Consider the following 22,079-nt stretch of genomic DNA (forward strand, 5'->3'; position numbering starts at 1 on the left):
CGATCCAAATCTAGCCCAAATCGGCGTTGCCCTTGTGATGATCGCCGGGCGTGTCCCCGTTGAAATGAAGCCTCGTGCCCGAAAGCGCGGCGGCCTGCATGGTGCTCGCCGGCGGCTCCCGATCCGTCACCAGATCCTGCACATCGGAGAAGGACGCGACCAGGATGAAGCCGGACTTGGCGAATTTCGTATGGTCGGCAAGCACGACGACGCGCCGCGCCCGTTCGAGCAGGGTTTGCTTGAACGCGGCCTCGTCGGCATCGAAATCGAGAAAGCCCCGCTCCGCGTCGACCGCGCTCATCGAGAGGACCGTGAGATCGGGTGCGAAGCGACGGCAAAAGGCGCTCGCTTCCGGGCCGAACGCGGCATGGTGGATTTGATTGACCGGCCCGCCCGCAAGCAGCAGCCGCTGCCCCGGGTTGCCGAGGATTTCGTGGGCGATCTCGATGCTGTTGGTCACGATTGTGAGGTTTTGCACATGCGCGAGGCTGCGTGCCAACCAATGGCAACTCGTTCCCGAATCGAGCAGCAGCGTCATCCCCTCGCTCACCAGCGCCGCGGCCGTATGGGCCATGCGCTGCTTCGCCGCGACATTTTCCCGAAAGCGGATCCGATAGGGCGCCTCGATCTTGTTGCTGGTCGCCGAGATGCCGCCATGCATTTTCTGGATGACACCGCTCTGCTCAAGATGGCGCGCATCGCGGCGGATGGTCTCCTCGGAAACCTCGAAACGGTCCGCAAGCTCCGAGACAGCCCAAAAGGCCTTCTCTTCCAGCAATTGGAGGATCGCCGCGAGCCGAGCGCCCTGGCTCAACTGCTTCGTACTTGAAGTCGAACTGCTCATCGTGAGGCCGCTCTTCGCTTATCTCTTCGTTTGGTCGCGGTTGCGCGCGGAAACCTTGGGACGCTTTTTATCCCGGAACCTCTCCGGTAAGGCCAAATCCACACGAAACTCACATGTTGCCAATTTAATTCCCACACTATGTCACACGGATGCAATGGGCCAGAACCATAATCGCGATGGGTCAGGACAAAACACTGCGTAACCAGGCGGGGACGTCAGTGTGAATTTCTGACGGCCGCTCGATCAAGCGGCTGGGTTCATATCAGTTGGATGGGGTAATCATGTCGAAGCAATATCTCGCTCGGACCACGCGCCCGGGCCTCAAGAGCTTTTTGCTGGCCTCCGTCGCGGCGCTGGCCGCCGGCGCCAGTCCTTCGGTTGCCCTCGCGCAACAGGCATCCGGTGACGGCGACCAAATCGAGACGGTGATCGTCAACGGCTACGCGAAGTCGCTGAGCGACGCGCGCGGCATCAAGAAGGATGCGGCAATCCAGGAAGACGTGATCGTCGCCGAAGACATGGCGAAGTTTCCGGAACTGAACCTGGCCGAGTCGTTGCAGCGCCTGCCGGGCGTCGCGATCACCCGCGAGGCGGGCGAGGGCCGGGAAATCTCTCTGCAAGGCCTCGGCCCGGATTTCACCCGCGTGCAGCTCAACGGCATGGAAGTGCTGGGCAACGACGACTCCGCGTTGGATGCCCGCGGCCAGCGTTCGCGCGACCGCGCCTTCGATTTCAACATCTTCGCCTCGGAGCTGTTCTCGAAGGCGGTGGTCGAAAAGACCTTCCAGGCGGCCCAGAACGAGGGCGGCATGGCCGGCACGGTCGGCCTGTTTACCGGCAAGCCCTTCGACTATGAGGACGGCTTCAAGGGTGCGGTGTCGTTCAAGGTGGGCAGCAACCAATATACCGGGGATGTGCAGCCGCGCGTGGCTGCGTTGTTCAGCTATAATTGGAACGACACGTTCGGCGTAGCGGTTTCGATCGCCTATGGCCACCGCAAGACCACGGAGGAGGGCCACGACAATTACAACTACGACCAGATCAGCCCGGACGACGCGCAGAACCTGGTCGCTGCGGGCCTGGACATCTCCCATCTGACCGCCGCCGCGCAGGCCAAGTTCCTGGCCGGCGGTCTGTATATCCCGGACGGCAACCGCATCTCGTCCTGGGACGCGAAACAGGACCGCCTCGGCGTGACGGGCGCGCTGCAGTGGAAGCCGGTGGACAACGCGCTGCTGACGCTCGATGTGTTGCACAGCGATTTCACCACCCACCGCGACGAGTATCACCTCGCTTCGCGGCCGCTCGCGTCCGGGACGGCCTCCTGGGCGTTCGACACCGCGGCCGGCGCGCCCTGGCCCGCCATCTTCCAGAAGCCGTCGGTCATCAACAACCTCGTGTGGGACGCAAACGATTACGTCACCGACATCGACGTCACCAACTCGACCTTCGGTAGCGAGCACCGCCGGGAACTGAACGAATCCGAATTCAACCAGGTGGCCCTGACCGGCAAGTGGGACGTGTCCGACGACCTCTCGATCGATGGGCATGTCGGCTATGAGAAATCGACCTACGACACTCCTTATGACGACAAGCTCTACATGCGCGCCGAGGGCAACCTGGTCGCCAATTACGGCGCCAACGGCCAGTCGGCTTCGTTCCAATATCCGGGCTGGGATACGACCGACCCCAGCAATTACGCGATGGACGACTTCTACTATCGTGCCTTCAACAATGGATCGGAGCTGAAAGAGGGCGTCCTGAACCTGCACTACAAGCTGAACGACAACTGGACGCTGCGCGCGGGGGTGGCCTATCACAGCTTCTCGAACAACGGCTCAAACTATTACTATGACGGCAACGTCAACGGAACCAATGGCGAGACGCAGGGCACGTCCGTCGCCGACATCACCTCGGTGTTCACGAACAGCTCCGGATCGTGGCTGGTCGGCGATTTCGCCAAGGCCTTTGCGAAGTATGACGAGTACCACCGGCTCGGACCCAAACCCGACGGGACGGGCGGTCAGATCCAGGACATCGAGCAGGTGTACAACGTCAGGGAAGGCACTGCTTCCGAGTACGTGCAGGTGGATTGGGACGACCAACTCTTCGGCAAGCGCTTCCGCGGCAATATCGGCCTGCGTGGCTACGAAACCGACACCCGCAGCACCGGCTGGATCCAGGGCGACAGCTATGCCTATCTCGGCACGGCGGACGTGAAAGGCCACTATTCGGGCGTGCTGCCGGCCCTGAATACCGTGCTGGAGCTGACGCCGGACATGCTGGTGCGCTTCTCCGCCACGCAGAACCTGAACCGCCCGACGCTGAGTTCGCTGGCGGCCGAGGGCAGTGCGTCACTGAACGACGCCGGCCAGATCGAAGCGTCCCGCGGCAATCCCGCCCTCAAGCCATTCCTCGACTCCACGGTGGACCTGGCGGCGGAGTATTATTTCGGCAAGGTGGGCATGCTTTCGGCGACGGTGTTCCAGAAGTATCTGAAGAACTTCATCGGCTCGGAGACCCTCGAGAACATCCCCTTCAGCCAGACGGGCGTGCCGTTCGGCACGATTGCGGGGGCGACGGCCAACTCGATCGTCAAGGAATTCTCGATGCCGATCAACATCCCGGGCACGAAAAAGCTGACCGGCGTGGAACTGGCCGCGCAGAGCCAGTTCTTTTTCCTGCCGGCGCCCTTCGACGATTTGGGCGCGGTGGTGAACTTTACCTATGTGGACGCGGACCAGGCGATCACCGGCATTTCGCCGACCAGCTACAATGCCACGCTCTACTACGAAACCCCCATATGGAGCGTCCGCGCCTCATTGAACCACCGCAGTGCCTATTACACGGGGCGGGATTCCTCCTCCGTCATAAGCGCCAGCACGCGCGGTTTCGAGGGGACCACCTATGTGGACGCCGCGGCCTCCTACAACATCACCGAGAAGCTCCAGTTCACGCTGGATGCGATCAATCTGACGAACGAGAAGGAGACGGAGTTCTTCGGCCAGAGCCATTATCTCTACACCCAGACCCAGAGCGGCACGACTTACATGGGCGGGGTCAGCTACAAGTTCTGAGACGGCCGCGTACGCAAACCGTGCGCCCCCCTCCCCGGGAGGGGGGCGTCTTTTCCGGATGTCCTGAAATGTGATTGTTTCCCATCGCCACCGTTTCATCTTCGCTGCAGTGCCCAAGACCGGCACCCATTCCGTGCGGCAGGCGCTGCGCGAGCAACTGAGCGACGGGGACGTCGAACAGGTGGGGCTGTTCGTCAACAAACGCTTTCCGTGGGACGACCTGGCGGCGATCGAGCATGGCCACCTGTCTCTGCGGCAGGTGCGTCCATATCTCGGCGCGGACGCCTTCGGCGGCTATCTCAAATTCGCCTTCGTGCGCAACCCGTTCGACCGTTTCGTGTCGTACTGTGCCTTCAGGCTGCGTGGCGGCGACGTCTTCCGGCAGCGGCCGCGGGACGTGATGCGCCACTTCCTTTTCGACGAGCCGCCGGAACATCATATCCTGTTCCAGCCGCAAGCTTCGTTGCTGGTGGACGAGGACGGCAAGACCCTGTTGACCGACACGATCGGCCGCGTCGAGGAGATGCAGGGCTCATATGATGCGATCTGCGCGCGTATCGGCATTCCCTCCCGCCCGCTCGACCGCGTCAACGGCAGCCGGCACTGGGACTATCGCCATTACTACGACCGGCCCCTGATCGACGGCGTCGCCGCGCGCTACGCTCAGGATCTGGAATTGTTCGGTTACACCTTCGAAGACTTGCGATGAGCCCTCTCGAACTCGCCGCCAACCCGCGCAAGACCACAACCGTCCGCAAGCTCGGTCCGGTCGACATCGCGGCCTTGCGTGCGGCCGTGCTGGCGATCCCCGACGAGGTCTGGAACGCGGAGAACGCCAGCAAGCCGAACCGGTTCGGGGTGCTGGACGAAACCCGCCACATCGTTTTCCGTTTCCTCGACAGCCCCCGCGACTGGCGCAGGTCCTATGATCGCGAAGCCTGGCCCCGATGGCGCGGTTTGCTGGAGCCGGTGCTGGCGCAGGCCGTCCGCGGCTACGATTATGCCCGCGGGGCGTTTCCGCGGGTGATGCTCGCGAATATGCCGCCCGGTGCGGTGATCCGCCCGCATATCGACGACCAACCCGCGGCGAAGTGGCCGCACAAGATTCACGTGCCGGTGTCGAGCAATGCCGGCGTGGTGTGCTTCTTCGGCGGCAGCGAACATCATTTTCCGCCGGGCGAGGCGGTGGAGGTCAACAATCTGGGCCCGCACTGGGTGCGCAATGGCGGCGACACCGACCGCATCCATCTGATCTTCGAATACTACGACGCCGACCAGCCGGAACCGAATTGGCTGGAGCCGCTGTTGCTTGCCGGTGCGGCACGGTGAACTCTCCCGCCGGTTCCAGTGATCGCGACGCCCTGTTGCGGGAGGCCAGCAGCCTGCGCTCCCGCCAGCGCATTCCGGAAGCGTTGGCCCTGCTCGCGCGGCTGCAGGTGCTGCATCCCCGGTTCAGCCGCCTGTATCAGGAGCGCGGCCACTGCCATGTCCTGCTTCGCGATGCGCCGGCGGCCATCGACGCGCTGCGCGAAGCAGTGCGTCTCAATCCGACGCTGCCGGCAAGCTGGGACATGCTGGAACAGCTTTATCGCGTGGTGGGCGACGCCGCCCAGGCGGCCATGGCGGCGCGGCATCTGGCCATACTAAAACAGCTACCGCGGGAGGTCGTGGTGGCGAACAGCCTGTTCGCCGACGGCGACCTGGCGCCGGCGGAGGAGGTCATCCGGGATTACCTGCGCAAGGATGGCGACAATGTGGGCGCCCTGCGCCTGCTGGCGCGCATCCGCCAGGAGCAGGGCGCGCTCGATGAGGCCGAAGCGTTGCTGACATCGGTGCTCGCGCGCGCGCCCGACTACCACGCGGCGCGCCTCGACCACGCCATGATGCTCTTGCAGCGGCAGAAGCACCTTGAGGCGCGGCAGGAGGCCGAGCACTTGCTCAGGCACGAGCCGGACAACCGCGAATACCTCAAACTGTATGGCGCGGCCTGCGTCGGCCTGGGCGACCACGAGAAGGTGATCGATCTCTATGAGAGGCTGTTGTCCGGCCAACATCCCTCAGGAACGGAAGTCGCCGACCTGCGTCTGTGGCGGGCGAACGCCCTCAAGATCACGGGACGGAGCCGGGAAGCCATTGCGGATTATCGCGCCTCGCTCGCGGCGCGGCCCGACTACGGCGTCGCCTGGTTCGGCCTCGCCAACCTCAAGACCTATCGCTTCACCGACGATGAAATCGCGCGGCTGCGCGCCGCGGAATCGCAAGCCACCATCCAGGACATGGACCGCATCTACCTGTGTTTCGCCTTGGGCAAAGCGCTGGAGGACCGGGGCGATTACGCATCCTCCTGGGCGTATTACAGCAAAGGCAATGCGCTGCGGCGTGCCGCCGGCCGCTATCGCCCGCAGGTCGCGGAATCCTGTGTCGTCCAACTGAAGCAGGTATTCACCGCCGAATTCTTCGCCGCGCGCGCGGGCTGGGGCGCGGACGATCCGGCGCCGATATTCATCCTGGGGCTGCCGCGTTCGGGCTCGACCCTCGTCGAGCAGATCTTGGCCTCCCATTCCCGCTTCGAGGGCACGCAGGAACTGACCGAAATCGATCGCTACGCAGGCGAGCTCTGCGGTCGCGACCCGGATTGCGGCTTGCCGCTGCAACCCGAGGCATTGGCGCGTCTGACGGCCAAGGAGGCCCGCTTGCTCGGTGAGCGCTTCCTGGCCGAAACCCGCACCTATCGCAGGCTGGGCAAGCCATTCTTCATCGACAAGATGCCGAACAATTTCTGGCATATCGGCCTGATCCACCTGATACTGCCGCGATCGACCATCATCGATGTGCGGCGCGAACCCATGGCCTGCTGCTTCAGCAACCTCAAACAGCTGTTCGGCACCACCAACCAGGAATTCACCTACGGCGTCGATCCTATCGCCCGCCACTATCGTGCCTATCTGGGCCTCATGCGGCACTGGGACGAGGTGCTGCCGGGACGCGTGCTGAGGGTGCAGTACGAAGACGTGGTCGAAAATCTCGACGGCAGCGTGCGCCGCCTGCTGGAGCATTGCGGATTGCCCTTCGAGCCGGCGTGCCTCGCTTTCCACGAGACGAAGCGCAGCGTGCGCACGCCCAGTTCCGAGCAGGTGCGCCGGCCCATCGGCCGGGAGGGCCTGGAGCAATGGCGGCACTACGAGTCCTGGCTTGCGCCGCTGCGGGACATGCTGGGAGACGCCTTGACCGGCTACAGGACCTGATCGCCATGCGACTGTCGCGTCCCTTCTTCCAGCTCCCCGTGCTCTTCGAGGTGGAGCGCCTGCAGGCTGAGGTCGCAGCGTTGCCGGCCGAGGCGTGGGCGCCGCACCCGGACCGCGTGCCCGGCAACAGCGCGGCGCGGCTGATCAGCGCCGGTGGGATCGAGACGGATTCCCACAACGGGCGGATGCTGCCCACGCGCTGGCTCGCTTCCATGCCTTACCTGTGCCAGGTCCTCGCGGGCTTCGGCGTGGTATGGAGCCGCTCGCGGCTGATGCGCCTGGAGCCGGGCACGGGCGTGCCCGAGCATGCCGATATCAATTACCACTGGTATACGCGGGTGCGGCTGCACATCCCGATCTTCACGCAGCCGAAGGTGCGCTTCCATTGCGACGGGCAATCCGTGCATATGGCCGCGGGCGAAGCCTGGATCTTCGACAACTGGCGCCGGCATCATGTGGAGAACAAGGCCAGCGCGGAACGCATCCATCTCGTTGCGGACACCACCGGCACGGCGGCGTTCTGGCAGTTCGCCTGCGGGCAGGCGCCGCCGCGCGAGCAATGGCGGACGGTAACCTGGGACCCCGGGAGCCGTCCGGAACTGCTCACCGAGACCGACCAGCGCGTGGCCGTGATGCCTGCCGCCGAAGTGCAGTTGCTGGTCGACGATCTGCGCACCGAATTGGCGATCGCCACGGATACTGCCGACGTCAGGGCGCGCGCCGCGCGGTTCGCCGTGCTGCTGGAAAGCTTCGTGCGCGACTGGCGCCAGCTCTGCGCACTGCATGGCACAGGCGGGCGGGCGCGAGCGGAATTCCTGCGCCTGGCCGGCGCCGTGCACGAGGCCGCCAGGCCGCTCGCCGACGGGCTCGTCATGCGCACCAACCACGCAAGTGCGCTGCTGGTGCTGGAAAAACGCGTGCTGCAGTACCTCGTGGCGGACGAGGTCGCGCCGCCGACGGATGCGCGGGCTGAGCGTGCGTGACGAATGACATCCGTCGGAAAGCGCGGGCTCAAACGATAGAGTCTCTTCGCAGATGCCCATGATGCCGGAGGGCATGTTCGACGGGATGACCACGGCCGGCGCGATATCGATCCCCGGAACAGCCGGCCGCGACGTGAGCGAAAACGTCCGCCCCGGATTGAACGCCGTCGTCCTTTGCGCTTGTGGCTCCCACAGCTAGCGTTTCGACAACGAAATATAAAAACTGTCGGGGAGTAGCATGAGGGGCTTCGTGCACGGCGCGCGCAGGCGCGCGTTTTGGGCCGGCCTTCTGGCGTCGGTGACGCTTGCAGGACCGGCCTTCGCCGAACAGAGCGGCCAGATCGAGACGGTCGTGGTTACGGCCGAAAAGCGCACCACCAATCTCCAGCGCACCGCGGACGCGATCACCGCGCTGGACGCTGGCCGGCTCGCAGAACGCGGGCAGACGAGCCTCAACGATCTCGCCGTCAATGTGCCCAACGTATCGTTCACCAGCAATGTCGGTGCGTCTCAGATCTACATCCGCGGCATCGGGAACACGCTGCTCACGCCGGGCGCCGATCCCGGCGTCGCTTTCTATGATGACGGGGCCTATGTATCCGACCAATGGGCCACCAACGTCGCCTTCTTCGACGTCGCGCGCATCGAGGTGCTGCGCGGGCCGCAAGGCTCGCTCTACGGGCGCAATGCCACGGGCGGCGCCGTGAACGTCATCTCCGCCGCGCCGACCGAGGATTTCTCCGCCGCCATCGGTGTCGAAGCGGGCGACTTCGGGCAAATCCAGAGCGACGGCTATATCTCCGGGCCGATCGGCGGCGACGTGCTCGCGCGCCTGTCCTATCAGGTGCGCTCGTCGGCCGGCTTTACCCGGAACGCACTCGCAGGAACGCCCGGTGCGCCCGACCGCCTGGACGACATGGACAGCCAAGCTGTGCGCGGACAATTGCTGATTCCGGTCGGCGCGGGCGGCGGTACGCTGCGGCTGATCGGTGGCTACTATCACGAAGACGAGAATGGTCCCGCGGAAAAGACGCTCGACGAACCCAACCTTCCCGCCGAGCTGCTCTACGGCGCCGTGCCGAGCGACGATCCGCGGACCGTCAAGAGCCAGCTCTCCAACTTCAAGCGCGACGTGGAATCCGTCGTCGCGCAATACGACCAGCCGCTTGGAGGCTACACGCTGACGGTGATCGGCAGCTACCACAATAGCCATCTGGGCCAGATCTACGACCAGGACGGCACCGAGGCATCACAAGCCATCACCGGCCTCAAGACCGCGGGCGTGGAATTCAACGCCGACGCCCGTATCGCCTCCGATCCCAACGCGGCCTTCAACTGGATCGCGGGCGTCACCTACGTCTACTTCGAGCAGAACCGGCTGCAGACCTTCCTCGGCGACATCCCGCTCGGCTATGTCGCACCGGGACAGCCGCTCGACGTCCCGTTTCCGCTCGACTTCTCGCTGGGCGGGTTCGTCAAGACCAATTCCTGGGCCGGCTATATCGACGCCCATTACCGGCTGAACGACAAGCTGACGCTTTCCGGCGGCTTGCGCTACACCGTCGACGCGAAGACGATGCATGAGTTTCAGATCTTCAACGGCGCGGGCCTCGCGGACGACAACAGGAAGACCTGGTCCAGCCCATCGGGAAAGCTCGGCCTCGACTATCAGGCGAACGACGCTGTTCTGCTCTATGCCAGTCTCTCGCGCGGCTTCAAGTCGGGTGCGATCGCGGTGGGCGGCTTCACCGATCCAGCCAAGCCCGAGACCGTGGACAACGCGGAACTGGGCCTGAAGTCGAATTTCTGGGACGACCGCGCCCAGCTGAACGTCGCGGCCTTCATCAACGATTACCGCGATCTTCAGGTCTTCGAGGTCGGCTATCTTACGGCGATCCTGTCGAATGCCGCGCGCGCGCGCATCGGCGGCCTCGAGGCCGAAGGCATTCTCAAGCCTTTTCCGGATCTCACCCTCGATGGCTCCCTCGGCTATAACGATGCGACGTATACGCAATTCTCGACGCCCGACTTGCGCCATGGCCTGCCGATGGTCGACGTCTCGGGCAACCAGCTGCCGATGGTGTCGAAGTTCCAGTTCCATTTCGGCGCCGAGTATTCATTCCTTATCGGTACGGATTTCCGTACTTCGCTGCGCGCCGACTATGCCTGGCGGGACAAGTATTACTTCTCCGAATTCAATTACGCCGACGAGGAACAGGGCGCCTACGGGACGGTGGACCTGTCCGCCACGCTGACGCCGCAAAAGGGCTCCTGGCGCGCGTATGCCTATGTCCGCAACCTGACCGACGAGACGACGATCAACTCCATGACCGTCAATTCGCCGCTGCTCGGCTCGTCGCGGTTGGTCAATCTCAACCCGCCGCGCCGTTTCGGCGTCGGCTTGCGCTACGAGTTCTGAACATGGCATGGCGACGACCCGGCTGGACGATGCGCGACGACGTGGCCTTTGCTTATGCGCATCTGCAGAGCCTGAGGCTGCCCGACGATGCCGATCCGCTGGAGCGGGTGCGCGTCGTGCGCCGGTTCGTCGACGATTATGGCGCCTCCGACCAGAAGAAAGCCCTCGAAGGCGTCACTATCATTCCGGTCGACGCAGGCGGCGCACCGGCCGAGTATCTCGTCCCGGACGGCGCGCCGGACGATACGCGCATCGTGCATCTCCATGGCGGTGGCTGGATGTCGGGCAGCGTGCGCAGCCATCGCGGCATCGCCGCGACGCTTGCCAAGCGCGCCCATTGTCCGGTGCTGCTGGTGGATTACCGCCTCGCGCCGGAGCACTCTTATCCCGCCGCTCTGGACGATTGCGCGAGCGCCTATCTGTGGGCGCGCGACAACGGACCCAAAGGCCCGTCACCTGCAGCGACGATCCATCTGAGTGGCGATTCGTCCGGTGCAGCTTTGGTCACGGCCGTATGCACGAGATCGATCATGGACGCAAAGCCGCTGCCGAAGCGCATCGCGCTTCTGACGCCGTATCTCGACGCCGCGCCGAGCGACTATGACGGCACGCACGATCCGCTGATCAACACCGAAATCAACCAGAGCAATATTCCCGTCTACACGATGGGCGCGGTGGCGCCGACCGATCCGCTCATCTGCCCCATGCAGACGCCGCGGCAGATCCTCGCGCAGTTCCCGCCGACGTTGATTCAAGTGAGTGGCGACGAGTTTTTTCTGGAGGGCGCGCGCCGGTTCACGGGCAGGCTCGTCGACCTCGGCGTGCGCTGCGTGTTGAGCGTGTGGCCGGAGATGCCGCATGGCTGGCAAGTCTTCCTCGATGTGCTGCCGGAAGCGCATGCGTCGCTGCGCGAAGCGGCTTTTTTCCTGCGGGAGTCGGCTTGAGCGCCATGCGCGCTTTTGGGAACGGCGCGGCTTTGCTAGACTTTACCGGGGAAAATACGGTCGATAGAGGCACGATGCTGGGTCATACGGCGCGCGGAAGCTTTCCGGAAGGCGGGTTTCCGCTCGATTTCATCGCCACGCTGATCGGTGGCGACGCGGCCGAAGCGGCGTATCGGGACTTCGGCAGTCGCGCCGGAAGGGGCGCGCCTCGCACGCTCGATTTCGCCGCCACCTGGAAGATGCTGGCCGCGCATGTGAAGGCGCTGGGTGACGAGAGCCACGGCGTGGCACAGCCCGGCGCGCCGCTGGGCAATTTCGAGCTGATGTGCGACGCGATGCTGCATGGTCGCAACCTGGCGGACGGGCTCGCGCGCATGGTCCGGTTTGCGCGCGTGATGAATACCGACATGCAGCTCGAGACGCGGGCGGTCCGCGGCAAGCTGTATCTCTCGGGCCTGTCCCGCGCGCCGTTTTCGATCGCGCGCGAGGCCTATACCGACGGTTTCGCCATGGTGCTGCACTGCGTGCTGCGCTGGACGATGGGCCGGCCGCTGCATGCGCCGCAGGCGGAATTCTCCGCGCACCTGGCGCCTTATGGCTCGTGCCTTTCCATGTACGCGTGCCGCGTGCAGACGCGAGAAGAAGGCTTTCTCGTGGCCTACGATGAAGCGGACGCGCAGGCGCCCTTCCTGGAGCGCGACGCCGCCGGTTGGCTCGATGGTTCCTACCGTGAATTCCGCAGGCTGCTTGAAGAATGGCACGCGCGGCCTGCCGTGCCGCCGGCCGAAGGCGATGACATCGCCGAGCGCGTTCGCCGCAACCTCATCGACAAGCCTGCGGGACAGGCGGAGATCGCCCGTCGTCTGGGCATGAGCGTGGCTACGCTGCGCCGGCGCCTTGCCGAAAGCGACCGCAGCTTCCGCGGCATCGCCGGCGCGATCAAGCGCGACACCGCCGAGATGCTGCTGTCGACGGAGCGCACAACGCATGAGATCGCTTCCGATCTCGGCTTGTCGGATTCGCGCTGCCTGCGGCGCGCCTGCCGCACATGGTTCGGCGACTCTCCGTCCGAGGTACGCAGGACGCTGCTCAAATCCTTCGACGGCAAGCATCGCCGTCACGCGTGAGCTCTTAAGTCCGCTGGGAAATGATCGCTCCCGTCCTTTGAACACAATGTCGCGCACGCTGTAGTGCACATGACGACGCGGCAGTGGAGCATAGGATGGCGGCCGAGTATTTCACCGAAGCATGGCTGGCGATGTTCCGCGAGCAGGCGCAAAAGCTGCTCGACGCCAGCGCCAAGCCGAAAGCCGCGCTGAATTTTTCGCTCGCCGAGTGGGTGACCGATCCCGAGAGCGCGCGTCGTCCGCCCTGGATCGGCTTACGTCTCGAGGTGACCGCTGGCCATGCCGTCGTCTTGCCGCTTGCGCTGCCCGATCGCTCGGCCGATGTGCGGGTAGCGTTTCCCTACGCGCTCGGGTACCGGCTGAGCCGGCTTCCCGCCGGTCCGGAGTTTGATGCGCTGGTGGCCAAAGGCGTGAGCGAAGGCGCGATCAAGCTCGAGGGCGATCCGTCACGCTCGCCGTTCGAAGGCCATTCGCTGCACGACGCCATCGCCGCCAACACGCTTTGACGAGACGCCATGGTCGCGCCCGCCGCCCTGAAGCCCGGCAAGCTCCATCCCTTCACCGGCCATGATGTGCCGTGGCTGCTGCGCTTGCGCGCGGCGGAGACGCCGAACCGCGTCTTCCTGGTTTTCGCGCCGTTCCGGCCGACGGAAAGCTGGACCTACCGCCGCTTCCACGAAATCGCGTTCCTCGCCGGTGACCGGGTGATACCATTTGAGGACGGCCATATCCGTGTCGATGGCCGCAACAAAGACATGCTGCGCAGCCGTATCGACAACAAGGCTTTGCGGCAAAGGTTGGTGGCGCCGGACGCGGGCGCCAGCCTCGCAGGCTAGAGGCAAGACGAGGGAAACGGGATGTTCGAAGGCAAAGTTTGGTGGGTCACGGGCGCGTCGTCCGGCATCGGCACGGCGCTTGCCGTCGCCTTGGACGAAGCAGGAGCGCGGCTGATATTGTCGGGGCGCAACAAGGAAGCACTCGGTGCGGCGTCCAAGCGAATGCGCAACGCTTCGCTTGTGTTGCCGTTCGATGCGACCGAGTTCGGGCGCATCCCGGCGATCGCGGATGACGCTTGGAGCTGGGCGCGGGACGAGGGCGGAGGCATCTTCGGCCTCGTCAACAACGCCGGCATCTCCCAGCGCTCGCTCGCCGTGGAGACCGCGTTCGCGGTGTACCAAAGGATCGTCGACGTCGATCTTCTCGCGCCGATCGCGCTCACTCAGGCGCTTCTGCCGCGCATGGTCTCGTCCGGCGGCGGGCATATCGTGGCGATATCGAGCATCGCCGGCATCGTCGGCTCGCCGCTGCGTAGCGCCTACAGCGCCGCCAAGCACGGCCTTATCGGTTATCACGACAGCGTGCGGGCGGAGACGGCACATCTGGGCGTGAAGGTACTGGTCGTGGCGCCGGGATCGGTGCGCACCGAGGTATCGAGGAATGCGCTGGGCGCCGACGCCAAGCCCCGGGGCTTCAGCGACGCGGCGATCGATAACGGCATGGCGCCGGAAGATGCGGCGCGGCGTATTCTCGACGCGTTGCGCGCGGGCGAACGCGAGTTGTTGCTGGCCGAGGGCGGCGAGGCGCTAGCAGCGCAGTTGCGCCGCGCGGATCCCAACACGCTGTTCGATCTAATGGCCCGCCTCGTCGCCGACGGTTACGCGCGGCAGTTGGGAGCGTCGGAAGCGTCCTCCTGATTGTTTCCCGGCGCGCAAACCGAAGACAGCCGGAGGTCGGAGTTTTGTGCTCGAGCGTCGAACCAAGATGCCGAGTCCGACACCCAAGACGCCGGACGACCTGCAAGCGTTGCCCCGCAGCCAGCCAACTTGCTGTCAGCGCATCCGCATGCTTTCTTTCTGTCACGCCCGGCGATATTGTAGGACATTCTGGAGGAAACGATGCGGCTTAAGGACAAGACGGCCCTGATCACGGGTGCGGCTTCCGGTATCGGCGAAGCCACGGCGATACGCTTCGGCCGCGAAGGCGCCGCGGTCGTGGTTGCCGACATCGACGAGGAGAACGGGCGCCGGGTCGCCGCCGCGATCGCGCAGGCCGGCGGCCGTGCATCCTTCGTGAAAGCGGACATCCTCGACACCGCCAGCATCGAGAACATGATCGCATTTGCGGCCAAGGAATTCGGCCGCATCGACATTCTTCACAACAATGCGCAGACCTCGGTATCGGGACGCATCGGCGAGATATCGCTCGCCGACTGGCAGCGCTCCATCGCCGCGGGCCTCACATCCTATTGGTACGCATCCAAACTCGCGGTCGCCGAGATGCTGAAAAGCGGTGGCGGGTCGATCGTCAACACGGCGTCGGTCTCGGCGCTGGCGGGCGATTACGGCCTCGGCCCCTACAATGCCGCCAAAGCGGGCGTTGTGAACATGACGCGCGTCTTCGCGATCGAATACGCGCAAAAGAACATTCGCTGCAATGCGGTCTGCCCGGGGCCGATCGGCACGCCGATCCTGCGCAAGATGGAAGCGCGCCGTCCGCAGGTCATGGATCCGATCAAGCGCGCGATCCCGATGGGGCGGCTCGGCCTCCCCGACGAGGTCGCGAATGTCGCGCTGTTCCTCGCCTCGGACGAGGCGTCGTTCGTGACCGGGGCGTTCTATGTGGTTGACGGCGGACTCTGGGCGCATTCCGGCATGCCCAGCCTGACCGGGATCGAGGCCGGCAATTGAGGTTTGCAGATATTAGGACGGTTTCGTCCTACAAAATTTGACAACACCGGCGGGTGTGCTAGAGCAGACGGCAAGGGTGGCCCGCGCGGCCGCCCAAGCTCGACAGAAGCGGCAAAAGCCGCCGGACAGGTCAGGGGAGGTCGTTTTGCGCGCGGAAGAAGCTTGGCGCACATTGGGCGACGCGGTGCGGATGCACGCGCGGGAGAGGCCGGCCGATGTCGCGTTCACGTTCGGCGGGCGCGACACGTCGTGGCGCGAATTCGAGCGCCATACCAACCGCGTGGCGAACGGCCTGCGCGCCGAAGGCGTGAAACCCGGCGACCGCGTCTGCTATCTGGGCAAGAACAGCGACCATTATTTCGAGCTCTTCCTGGGCGCCGCGAAAGCCGGCGCGGTGATGTCGCCGATCGGCTGGCGGCTGGCGGTGCCCGAGGTCGCCCATATCGTCAACGATTCCGAGACGCGAATCCTCTTCGTCGGCCGCGAATTCGCGGCCATGGTCGCCGAGGCGCGCGCGCTGGTGCCGAACGTGTCGAAAGTCGTGTGCATGGAGGAGGACTTCGGCGATTGGCCGGGCTATGCGCGCTGGCGCGATGCCCAGGCGGACGAAGACGGCGGTCCCGCGCCCGCGCCCGGCGACGTCGCGATCCAGCTTTATACCTCCGGCACCACGGGCCGGCCCAAGGGCGCGATGCTCACGCATTACAACCTTATCGAAACGTTTCGGCTGATGAAACGCGCCGACCTCGACTGGAACCGCTGGACGCCGCAGGACATCTGCCTCGTCGCGATGCCGGTCTCGCATATCGGCGGCAGCGGCTATGCGCTCTCCACCGTCCTGCACGGCGCCAAATGCGTCATCGCCGCGGAGTTCGACGTCAACGCGGTGCTCGACTTCATCGTCAGGGAACGCATCAGCAAGCTGTTCCTCGTCCCGTCCGCGATGCGCATCGTGCTGCAGGATCCGCGCGCGCGGCAGACCGACTATTCGCGGCTGAGCCACATCGTCTACGGCGCCTCGCCCATCCCGCTGGATCTTTTGCGCGAAGCCGTCGAGGTCTTCGGATGCGGCTTCGCGCAGGCTTATGGCATGACGGAGACGACGGGGATGTTTGCGGCCCTGCCACCCGGCGACCACGACCTGAACGGCAATGCGCGGATGCGCTCCGCCGGCAAGGCGCTGCCCGGCGCCGAGATCGTCATCCATGACGCGTCGGGCCGGATCCTCCCGCCGCGCACGACCGGAGAGATCGTGGTGCGCTGGCCCGGCAACATGGCGGGCTATTGGAAGATGCCCGAGGCAACCGCGGCGACCCTCGACGCCGAGGGCTGGCTCCGGACCGGCGACGCCGGATATCTGGACGAGGGCGGCTACGTCTACATCCACGACCGCGTGAAGGACATGATTATCTCCGGCGGCGAGAACATCTATCCAGCCGAGGTGGAGAGTGCGGTGTTCGGCCATCCCGACGTCGCCGACGTCGCGATCATCGGGGTGCCCAGCGGCACATGGGGCGAAGAGGTCAAGGCCATCGTCGTTGCCAAGCCCGGCACGGCCCCGAAGGCCGACGACATCATCGCCTTCGCCCGCGCGCGCATCGCCCACTTCAAGGCGCCCAAGAGCGTGGACTTCGTCGACAGCCTTCCGCGCAATGCGAGCGGAAAAATCCTCCACCGCCAATTGCGCGAGCCTTATTGGGCCGGCGCCGAGCGGCGGGTGAACTAGGAGCATGCCATGAAATTCCACTGGTTCGCCGAAGTGACCTATCCGGGCCTGCCCAAGGACCTCACCGAGCGGCGCGTGCCGACCTGGGTGAACACCCCGGCATCGCTTCTCGACTCCACGAAGGTCGGCGAGATCTACCGCATGTTCATCCGCCTGATGCAGCAGGCGGATCGCGACGGCTTCGACGGTCTGGCGGTGAACGAGCATCACCAGACCGCCTTCGCGCTGACGCCGTCGCCCAACCTGCTCGCCGCGAGCCTCGCCGCAACCACCGAGAACGCGGCGATCCTCATCATCGGCGATTCGCTGGCGCTCTATAATCCGCCGACGCGCGTCGCCGAGGAGATCGCTTATCTGGATTGCCTTTCGGGCGGCCGGGTGATCGCCGGCTTCGTCTTCGGCACCCCGATGGATTCGGTGTTCGCTTATGGCAACCCGCCGGTCGAGCTGCGCGAGCGCTTCCACGAGGCGCGAAAGCTCATCCTGCGCGCCTGGGAAGAGACCGAGCCGTTCTCCACGAACGGCAAGTATCATCAGCTGCGCTATGTGAACGTGCTGCCCAAGCCGATCCAGAAGCGGCCGCCGATCTGGGTGCCGGGCAGCGGCAGCCTCGAGACCTGGGATCTCGTGCTGGACGAGAACTATTGCTACGGACACTTGTCCTTCTCGGGCCTGCATTCGGCCAAGCCGATGGTCGACGCCTATTGGGACTACGTCGCCAAGAAGGGCGGCGACATGAACCCGCACCGCATGGCCTTCACCCAGCTCGTGTGCTGCGCCGCGACCGAGAAGGAAGCGGAGGAGAAGTATTACGAGGCGGTGCGCTATTTCTACCGCAACAACATCGTCGATCCCGGCTTCGTCGCGCCGCCCGGCTACACGACGGTGCGCTCACAGCAGGCGATGGCGGCCCATGTGAAGTCCAGCGGCGGGCTCAAGCCGGAAGATCGCGCGCGCGCCGCCCGCGGCGAGATGAGCTTCTGGGAATACGACGAGAAGGGCTACATCATCGCCGGCACGCCGGAGCGCGTGCGCCAGCGCATCCACGCACTGGCGACGGATCTGCGCATCGGCCAGCTCATCGGTTGCCTCCACATGGGCGATCTCGCCGAGGAGGTCGCAGCCGAGAACACGCATCTCTTCGGCACCCAGGTCATTCCCCACCTGCGAAGCCTGTGGGCGGATCAGCCGGATCACTGGACCCCGCAGGTCAGCCAGCAGCGGGTCGCGGCCCGGGCGCGCAAGGAGGCCACACAATGAAACAGAGCCGCGTCAGGACCGGCGCTTTCGATGTCCGCTGCTGGACCGGCGGGAGCGGATCGCCGCTTCTTTATTTGCACGGCTTCGAGTGCCATCCGGGTGCCGCGCCGTTCCTTGCGAAGCTTGCGGAACGCCATGCGGTCGCGGCGCCGGAGCAGCCCGGCTACGGGTCGTCGACGGGCCTTGAACACGTCCGCGACATCCACGACCTGACGCTCTACTACCGCGCTTTCGTCGAGGGCCTGGGCCATGGTCCGGTCGACATAATCGGCCATTCGCTCGGTGGGATGCTGGCCGCGGAACTGGCGATCCTCGCGCCGCAGTACGTGCGCAGGCTGGTGCTCGTTTCGCCCTACGGCCTGTGGGAGGACAGCCAGCCCTTGCCCGATCCCTTCGTAATGCGGCCGAACGTCCTGGCGCAGGCGAAGTGGGCCGATCCCGCGCGCGCGCAGAGCGAGCCGATGGCGTTCGATGCCGCCGAGCACGGCTCGCCGGGCGAATACCGCACGACCAATTTGGGCGCGGCAAGCAAGCTGATGTGGCCGATCCCCGACAAGGGGCTTTCGCGGCGGCTGCCTTATCTCAAGGCGCCGACGCTGCTGCTCGGCGGTGCGCAGGACGGCCTCGTGCCGCCCGCCTATGATGCGGTCTGGCGCAGGGCGCTGCCGCACGCCGAGGCCAGGCGGATCGCGGGCGCTGGCCACCTTCCCATGATCGAGACCGAAAGCGTCTTCCTCGACGCCGTGGAGACATTCCTGGCGGCTTGAGGTTGCCAAGGTATTGCACTTCGATATTGTAGGACGATGATGGCATTGCTGGCAGCGGAAGGAATTGCGGGTTGACGGGGCCTTTCCTGCGCGAAGAGATCGAACGGGGCGTCGTCGAAGGCTATTGCCACCAGGACTGGCTCCCGCTGCTCTCCGCCTTCCGCGAGAATTTTCGAAGCCGCGGCGAGCTGGGGGCAAGCCTGTGCGTGAAGGTGCGGGGCGAGACGTACATCGATGTCTGGGGCGGCCTCGCCTCGGCGGTCGACGAGAAGCCGTGGACCGAGGACAGCGTCGTCGTGGTTTTCTCGGCGACGAAGGGCGCAACCGCGACCTGCGCCCATGTGCTTGCGAGCCGGGGACAGCTCGATCTCAACGCGCCCGTCGCGGCCTACTGGCCGGAATTCGCCAAGAACGGAAAGCAGAATGCCACCGTCGCGATGACGCTCAACCACAGCGTCGGCGTTCCGGGCTTCCGCGAACGGGTCAAGCCCGGCGGCTTCGCGGATTGGGACTACATGGTCCGCCGCATCGAGGATGAGCCGGCGTTCTGGGAACCGGGCACGCGCTGCGGTTACCACATGCTCACCATCGGCTGGACGGTCGGCGAGCTTGTCCGGCGGGTGTCGGGAAAATCGCTCGGAACCTTCTTCCGTGACGAGATCGCGGGGCCCCTGGGCCTGGATTTCTGGATCGGTCTGCCCGAAGAGCTGGAGGATCGCGTCGCGCGCTTCGTTCCGCACGTGCCGTTGCGCGGCGATCCGCTCCTGACCGACTTGCAGCGTTCCTTGCTCGAAAATCCCGCGACGGATTTCGCGCGCGCGGTGCTGAACGCGGGCGGCTACGAGCCCGCGCGCCTCGACAAGGAGAGCGGCCGCTACGTTCCGGACACGCGCCTGGCGCATGCGGCGGAGATCGGCGGCTCGGGCGGCATCGCCAATGGCCGCGGTCTGGCGCAGCTCTACGATCCACTTGCAAATGGCGGCGGATCGTTGATGAGCGCGGACCATGTCTGGCGCATGAGCCGGGTCTCGATGGCCGCGTCGCGCGATCCCATCCTGATGATGCCGACGCGCTATGCGCTGGGCTACATGAAGTCGATGGACAACCGGCATCGCCCGCTCGGCGCGATCGAATCCGTCATCCTGGGCGACCGCGCCTTCGGCCATGTCGGCGCCGGAGGGAGCTTGGGCTTCGCCGATCCCGATTGCGGCCTCTCGTTCGGCTACGCGATGAACCGCATGGGCCCCGGCATCCTTTTGAACGCGCGCGGTCAATCGCTGGTCGATACGACGTACAAGCTGCTCGGCTATCGCTCGAATGAGTCCGGCGCATGGATGTCGGACCGATGACGCACGATTTCCGCGACAAGGTCGCTTTCGTCGCCGGCGCCTCGGGCGGCATCAACTTCGCCGTTGCGCGGCATCTGGCGCGGCTTGGCGCCCGAGTCGGCCTGCTCAGCCGCAGCGCAGAACGCATCGAAACCGCGGCGCAGTCGTTGCGCGCCGAAGGTCTCGACGCCCTTGGGCTGGCCGCCGACGTGCGCAATTATGACCAGATCGCGCATGCGGTGGACGCGGCGAAGACCGCGTTCGGCGCGATCGACATCGTCGTTTCGGGCGCGGCGGGAAATTTCCTTTCGCCCGCGGCCGATCTGTCCTCGAACGGCTTCCGCACCGTGGTCGACATCGACCTCGTCGGCACGTTCAATGTCTATCGCGCGGCGCTCGGATCGTTGCGCACGCCGGGCGCGTCGCTGATCGCCATCACGGCACCGCAGGGCGCGCGCCCCTTCGTGCAGCAGGTCCACGCCTGCGCCGCGAAAGCGGGCGTGAACATGCTCACCCGCGTGCTCGCGCTGGAGTGGGCCGCGCGCGGCATCCGCGTCAATGCGGTCTCGCCCGGTCCGATCGACGGCACCGAAGGCGTCAAACGCCTATGGCCTGACGAGCGTTCTGCGAAGCGGCTGCGGGACGAGGTGCCGCTCGGCCGGCTGGGCAGCGTGGACGACATCGCCGAGGCCGTCGCTTATCTTGCGTCCCCGGCCGCGCAATATGTTACCGGCACGATCATCGACGTCGATGGCGGCTATCTGTGGGGTACGACGGCATCATCGATGCGGGGCGCCGCATGAGCACCGAGATGTCCGAACTCTGCGGCGACGGCATCCGGTGCGACCTTTCGGAGCGCATCCTCACCATCACGTTCGACCGGCCGCTTGTCCTCAACGCCTTCTCCTATCCGATGCTGAACGCGTTCCTGCGCGCCTTGGTCATGGCCGACGAGCATCCCGGCGTCGGCGCGATCATCGTCACCGGAAGCGGCAGAGCGTTCTCGGCGGGCACCGACATCTCGGCCGCGCCCGGCGGTTTCGAGCACCAGGCGCTCGCCGCCTCCAACGGTGCGGGCGAACGCGATTTCGGCGGGATGATTGCGCTCAAGATGTTCCGTTCCAGCAAGCCGATCATCGCCGCCGTCAACGGCGCGGCGGTTGGCTTCGGAAGCACGCTGGTCCTCCCCATGGACATGCGCTTCGCCTCGGAGGACGCGTATTTCTGCTTCATCTTCACGCGGCGCGGGTTGATGCCGGAAGCGTGCTCGACGTGGTTCCTTCCGCGCGTGGTTGGCATCACCAGGGCGATGGATTGGGGACTTTCGGGGCGGATGGTCACGGCGCGCGAGGCCGCCGACGCGGGCCTGCTCGCCGAGGTGGTCGCAGGGGACAAGCTGATCGCACGGGCGCGCGAGGCGGCGCGCGTTCTCGTCACGTCCACCTCGCCCACCTCCCTCGCCGTCAGCCGTCGCGCGATGTGGTCGATGCTCGCCGCCAGCGGACCCGAAGCGGCGCATGCGCTCGAGTCCGAAGGCATGAACCTGCTGCGCGCATCGGCCGATTTTCGCGAGGCCATGGCGGGCTTCCGCGAGAAGCGGCCTGCCGTGTTCGGCACCGCGCCCGACGCAGCGATCATGGCGCGAACAAATCGACTTATCGGCGAGCTTTGA

The 22,079-nt window shown here is 65.4% G+C and carries 19 protein-coding genes; 18 read left to right on the plus strand and 1 reads right to left on the minus strand.

The genetic code is table 11. The features are described from left to right. Positions 1 to 10 precede the first annotated feature (10 nt). Complete coding sequence (locus WDM91_22815) at positions 11 to 844, minus strand: DeoR/GlpR family DNA-binding transcription regulator (protein ID MEI9997444.1); 834 nt, start codon at positions 842 to 844, stop codon at positions 11 to 13. Positions 845 to 1,125: 281 nt separating this feature from the next. On the opposite strand from WDM91_22815, the gene WDM91_22820 reads away from it, so the two are divergent. From WDM91_22820 to WDM91_22905, 18 genes are all read left to right on the plus strand, one after another. Next, positions 1,126 to 3,921, plus strand: coding sequence for a TonB-dependent receptor (locus WDM91_22820; protein ID MEI9997445.1), 2,796 nt, complete (start codon positions 1,126 to 1,128; stop codon positions 3,919 to 3,921). A 70-nt stretch (positions 3,922 to 3,991) separates the two neighbouring features. Beyond that, positions 3,992 to 4,630, plus strand: a complete 639-nt coding sequence (locus tag WDM91_22825; GenBank protein MEI9997446.1) for a sulfotransferase family 2 domain-containing protein — start codon at positions 3,992 to 3,994, stop codon at positions 4,628 to 4,630. Then, complete coding sequence (locus WDM91_22830) at positions 4,627 to 5,250, plus strand: aspartyl/asparaginyl beta-hydroxylase domain-containing protein (protein MEI9997447.1); 624 nt, start codon at positions 4,627 to 4,629, stop codon at positions 5,248 to 5,250. The genes WDM91_22825 and WDM91_22830 overlap by 4 nt, the downstream gene beginning before the upstream one ends. After that, positions 5,247 to 7,166 carry a sulfotransferase gene (locus WDM91_22835; protein MEI9997448.1) on the plus strand — a complete coding sequence of 640 codons (1,920 nt, stop codon included), beginning with the start codon at positions 5,247 to 5,249 and terminating at the stop codon, positions 7,164 to 7,166. Before WDM91_22830 ends, WDM91_22835 begins: the two co-directional genes overlap by 4 nt. 5 nt (positions 7,167 to 7,171) lie before the next feature. After that, positions 7,172 to 8,149, plus strand: coding sequence for an aspartyl/asparaginyl beta-hydroxylase domain-containing protein (locus tag WDM91_22840; GenBank protein ID MEI9997449.1), 978 nt, complete (start codon positions 7,172 to 7,174; stop codon positions 8,147 to 8,149). A gap of 238 nt (positions 8,150 to 8,387) precedes the next feature. Further along, the gene (locus tag WDM91_22845; protein MEI9997450.1) at positions 8,388 to 10,568 is read left to right on the plus strand and encodes a TonB-dependent receptor; all 2,181 of its coding nucleotides are present in this window, start codon (positions 8,388 to 8,390) and stop codon (positions 10,566 to 10,568) included. 2 nt (positions 10,569 to 10,570) lie between these two features. Continuing rightward, positions 10,571 to 11,512, plus strand: a complete 942-nt coding sequence (locus WDM91_22850) for an alpha/beta hydrolase (protein ID MEI9997451.1) — start codon at positions 10,571 to 10,573, stop codon at positions 11,510 to 11,512. A gap of 74 nt (positions 11,513 to 11,586) precedes the next feature. Then, a complete protein-coding gene (locus WDM91_22855; GenBank protein MEI9997452.1) occupies positions 11,587 to 12,639 on the plus strand; it encodes an AraC family transcriptional regulator ligand-binding domain-containing protein in 1,053 nt (350 codons plus the stop codon). Positions 12,640 to 12,734: 95 nt separating this feature from the next. Further along, on the plus strand, positions 12,735 to 13,145 hold the full coding sequence (locus WDM91_22860) for a hypothetical protein (protein ID MEI9997453.1): 411 nt from the start codon (positions 12,735 to 12,737) through the stop codon (positions 13,143 to 13,145). A 9-nt stretch (positions 13,146 to 13,154) separates the two neighbouring features. Beyond that, positions 13,155 to 13,475: a hypothetical protein gene (locus WDM91_22865; GenBank protein ID MEI9997454.1), complete on the plus strand. Its 321-nt coding sequence runs from the start codon at positions 13,155 to 13,157 to the stop codon at positions 13,473 to 13,475. Positions 13,476 to 13,496: 21 nt separating this feature from the next. After that, on the plus strand, positions 13,497 to 14,333 hold the full coding sequence (locus tag WDM91_22870) for an SDR family NAD(P)-dependent oxidoreductase (GenBank protein ID MEI9997455.1): 837 nt from the start codon (positions 13,497 to 13,499) through the stop codon (positions 14,331 to 14,333). Between the two features lie 201 nt (positions 14,334 to 14,534). After that, positions 14,535 to 15,326 (plus strand): SDR family NAD(P)-dependent oxidoreductase, encoded by a 792-nt coding sequence (locus WDM91_22875; protein MEI9997456.1) that lies wholly within the window; start codon positions 14,535 to 14,537, stop codon positions 15,324 to 15,326. A 145-nt stretch (positions 15,327 to 15,471) separates the two neighbouring features. After that, complete coding sequence (locus WDM91_22880; GenBank protein ID MEI9997457.1) at positions 15,472 to 17,052, plus strand: fatty acid--CoA ligase; 1,581 nt, start codon at positions 15,472 to 15,474, stop codon at positions 17,050 to 17,052. A 9-nt stretch (positions 17,053 to 17,061) separates the two neighbouring features. Continuing rightward, on the plus strand, positions 17,062 to 18,312 hold the full coding sequence (locus tag WDM91_22885) for an LLM class flavin-dependent oxidoreductase (protein ID MEI9997458.1): 1,251 nt from the start codon (positions 17,062 to 17,064) through the stop codon (positions 18,310 to 18,312). Further along, positions 18,309 to 19,079, plus strand: coding sequence for an alpha/beta hydrolase (locus WDM91_22890; GenBank protein MEI9997459.1), 771 nt, complete (start codon positions 18,309 to 18,311; stop codon positions 19,077 to 19,079). Before WDM91_22885 ends, WDM91_22890 begins: the two co-directional genes overlap by 4 nt. Positions 19,080 to 19,150: 71 nt before the next feature. After that, positions 19,151 to 20,428: a serine hydrolase domain-containing protein gene (locus WDM91_22895; GenBank protein ID MEI9997460.1), complete on the plus strand. Its 1,278-nt coding sequence runs from the start codon at positions 19,151 to 19,153 to the stop codon at positions 20,426 to 20,428. Further along, on the plus strand, positions 20,410 to 21,210 hold the full coding sequence (locus WDM91_22900; GenBank protein ID MEI9997461.1) for an SDR family oxidoreductase: 801 nt from the start codon (positions 20,410 to 20,412) through the stop codon (positions 21,208 to 21,210). The genes WDM91_22895 and WDM91_22900 overlap by 19 nt, the downstream gene beginning before the upstream one ends. Continuing rightward, a complete protein-coding gene (locus WDM91_22905) occupies positions 21,207 to 22,079 on the plus strand; it encodes an enoyl-CoA hydratase-related protein (protein ID MEI9997462.1) in 873 nt (290 codons plus the stop codon). Before WDM91_22900 ends, WDM91_22905 begins: the two co-directional genes overlap by 4 nt.

The sequence above is a fragment of the Rhizomicrobium sp. genome (assembly GCA_037200385.1).
Classification (GTDB): domain Bacteria; phylum Pseudomonadota; class Alphaproteobacteria; order Micropepsales; family Micropepsaceae; genus Rhizomicrobium.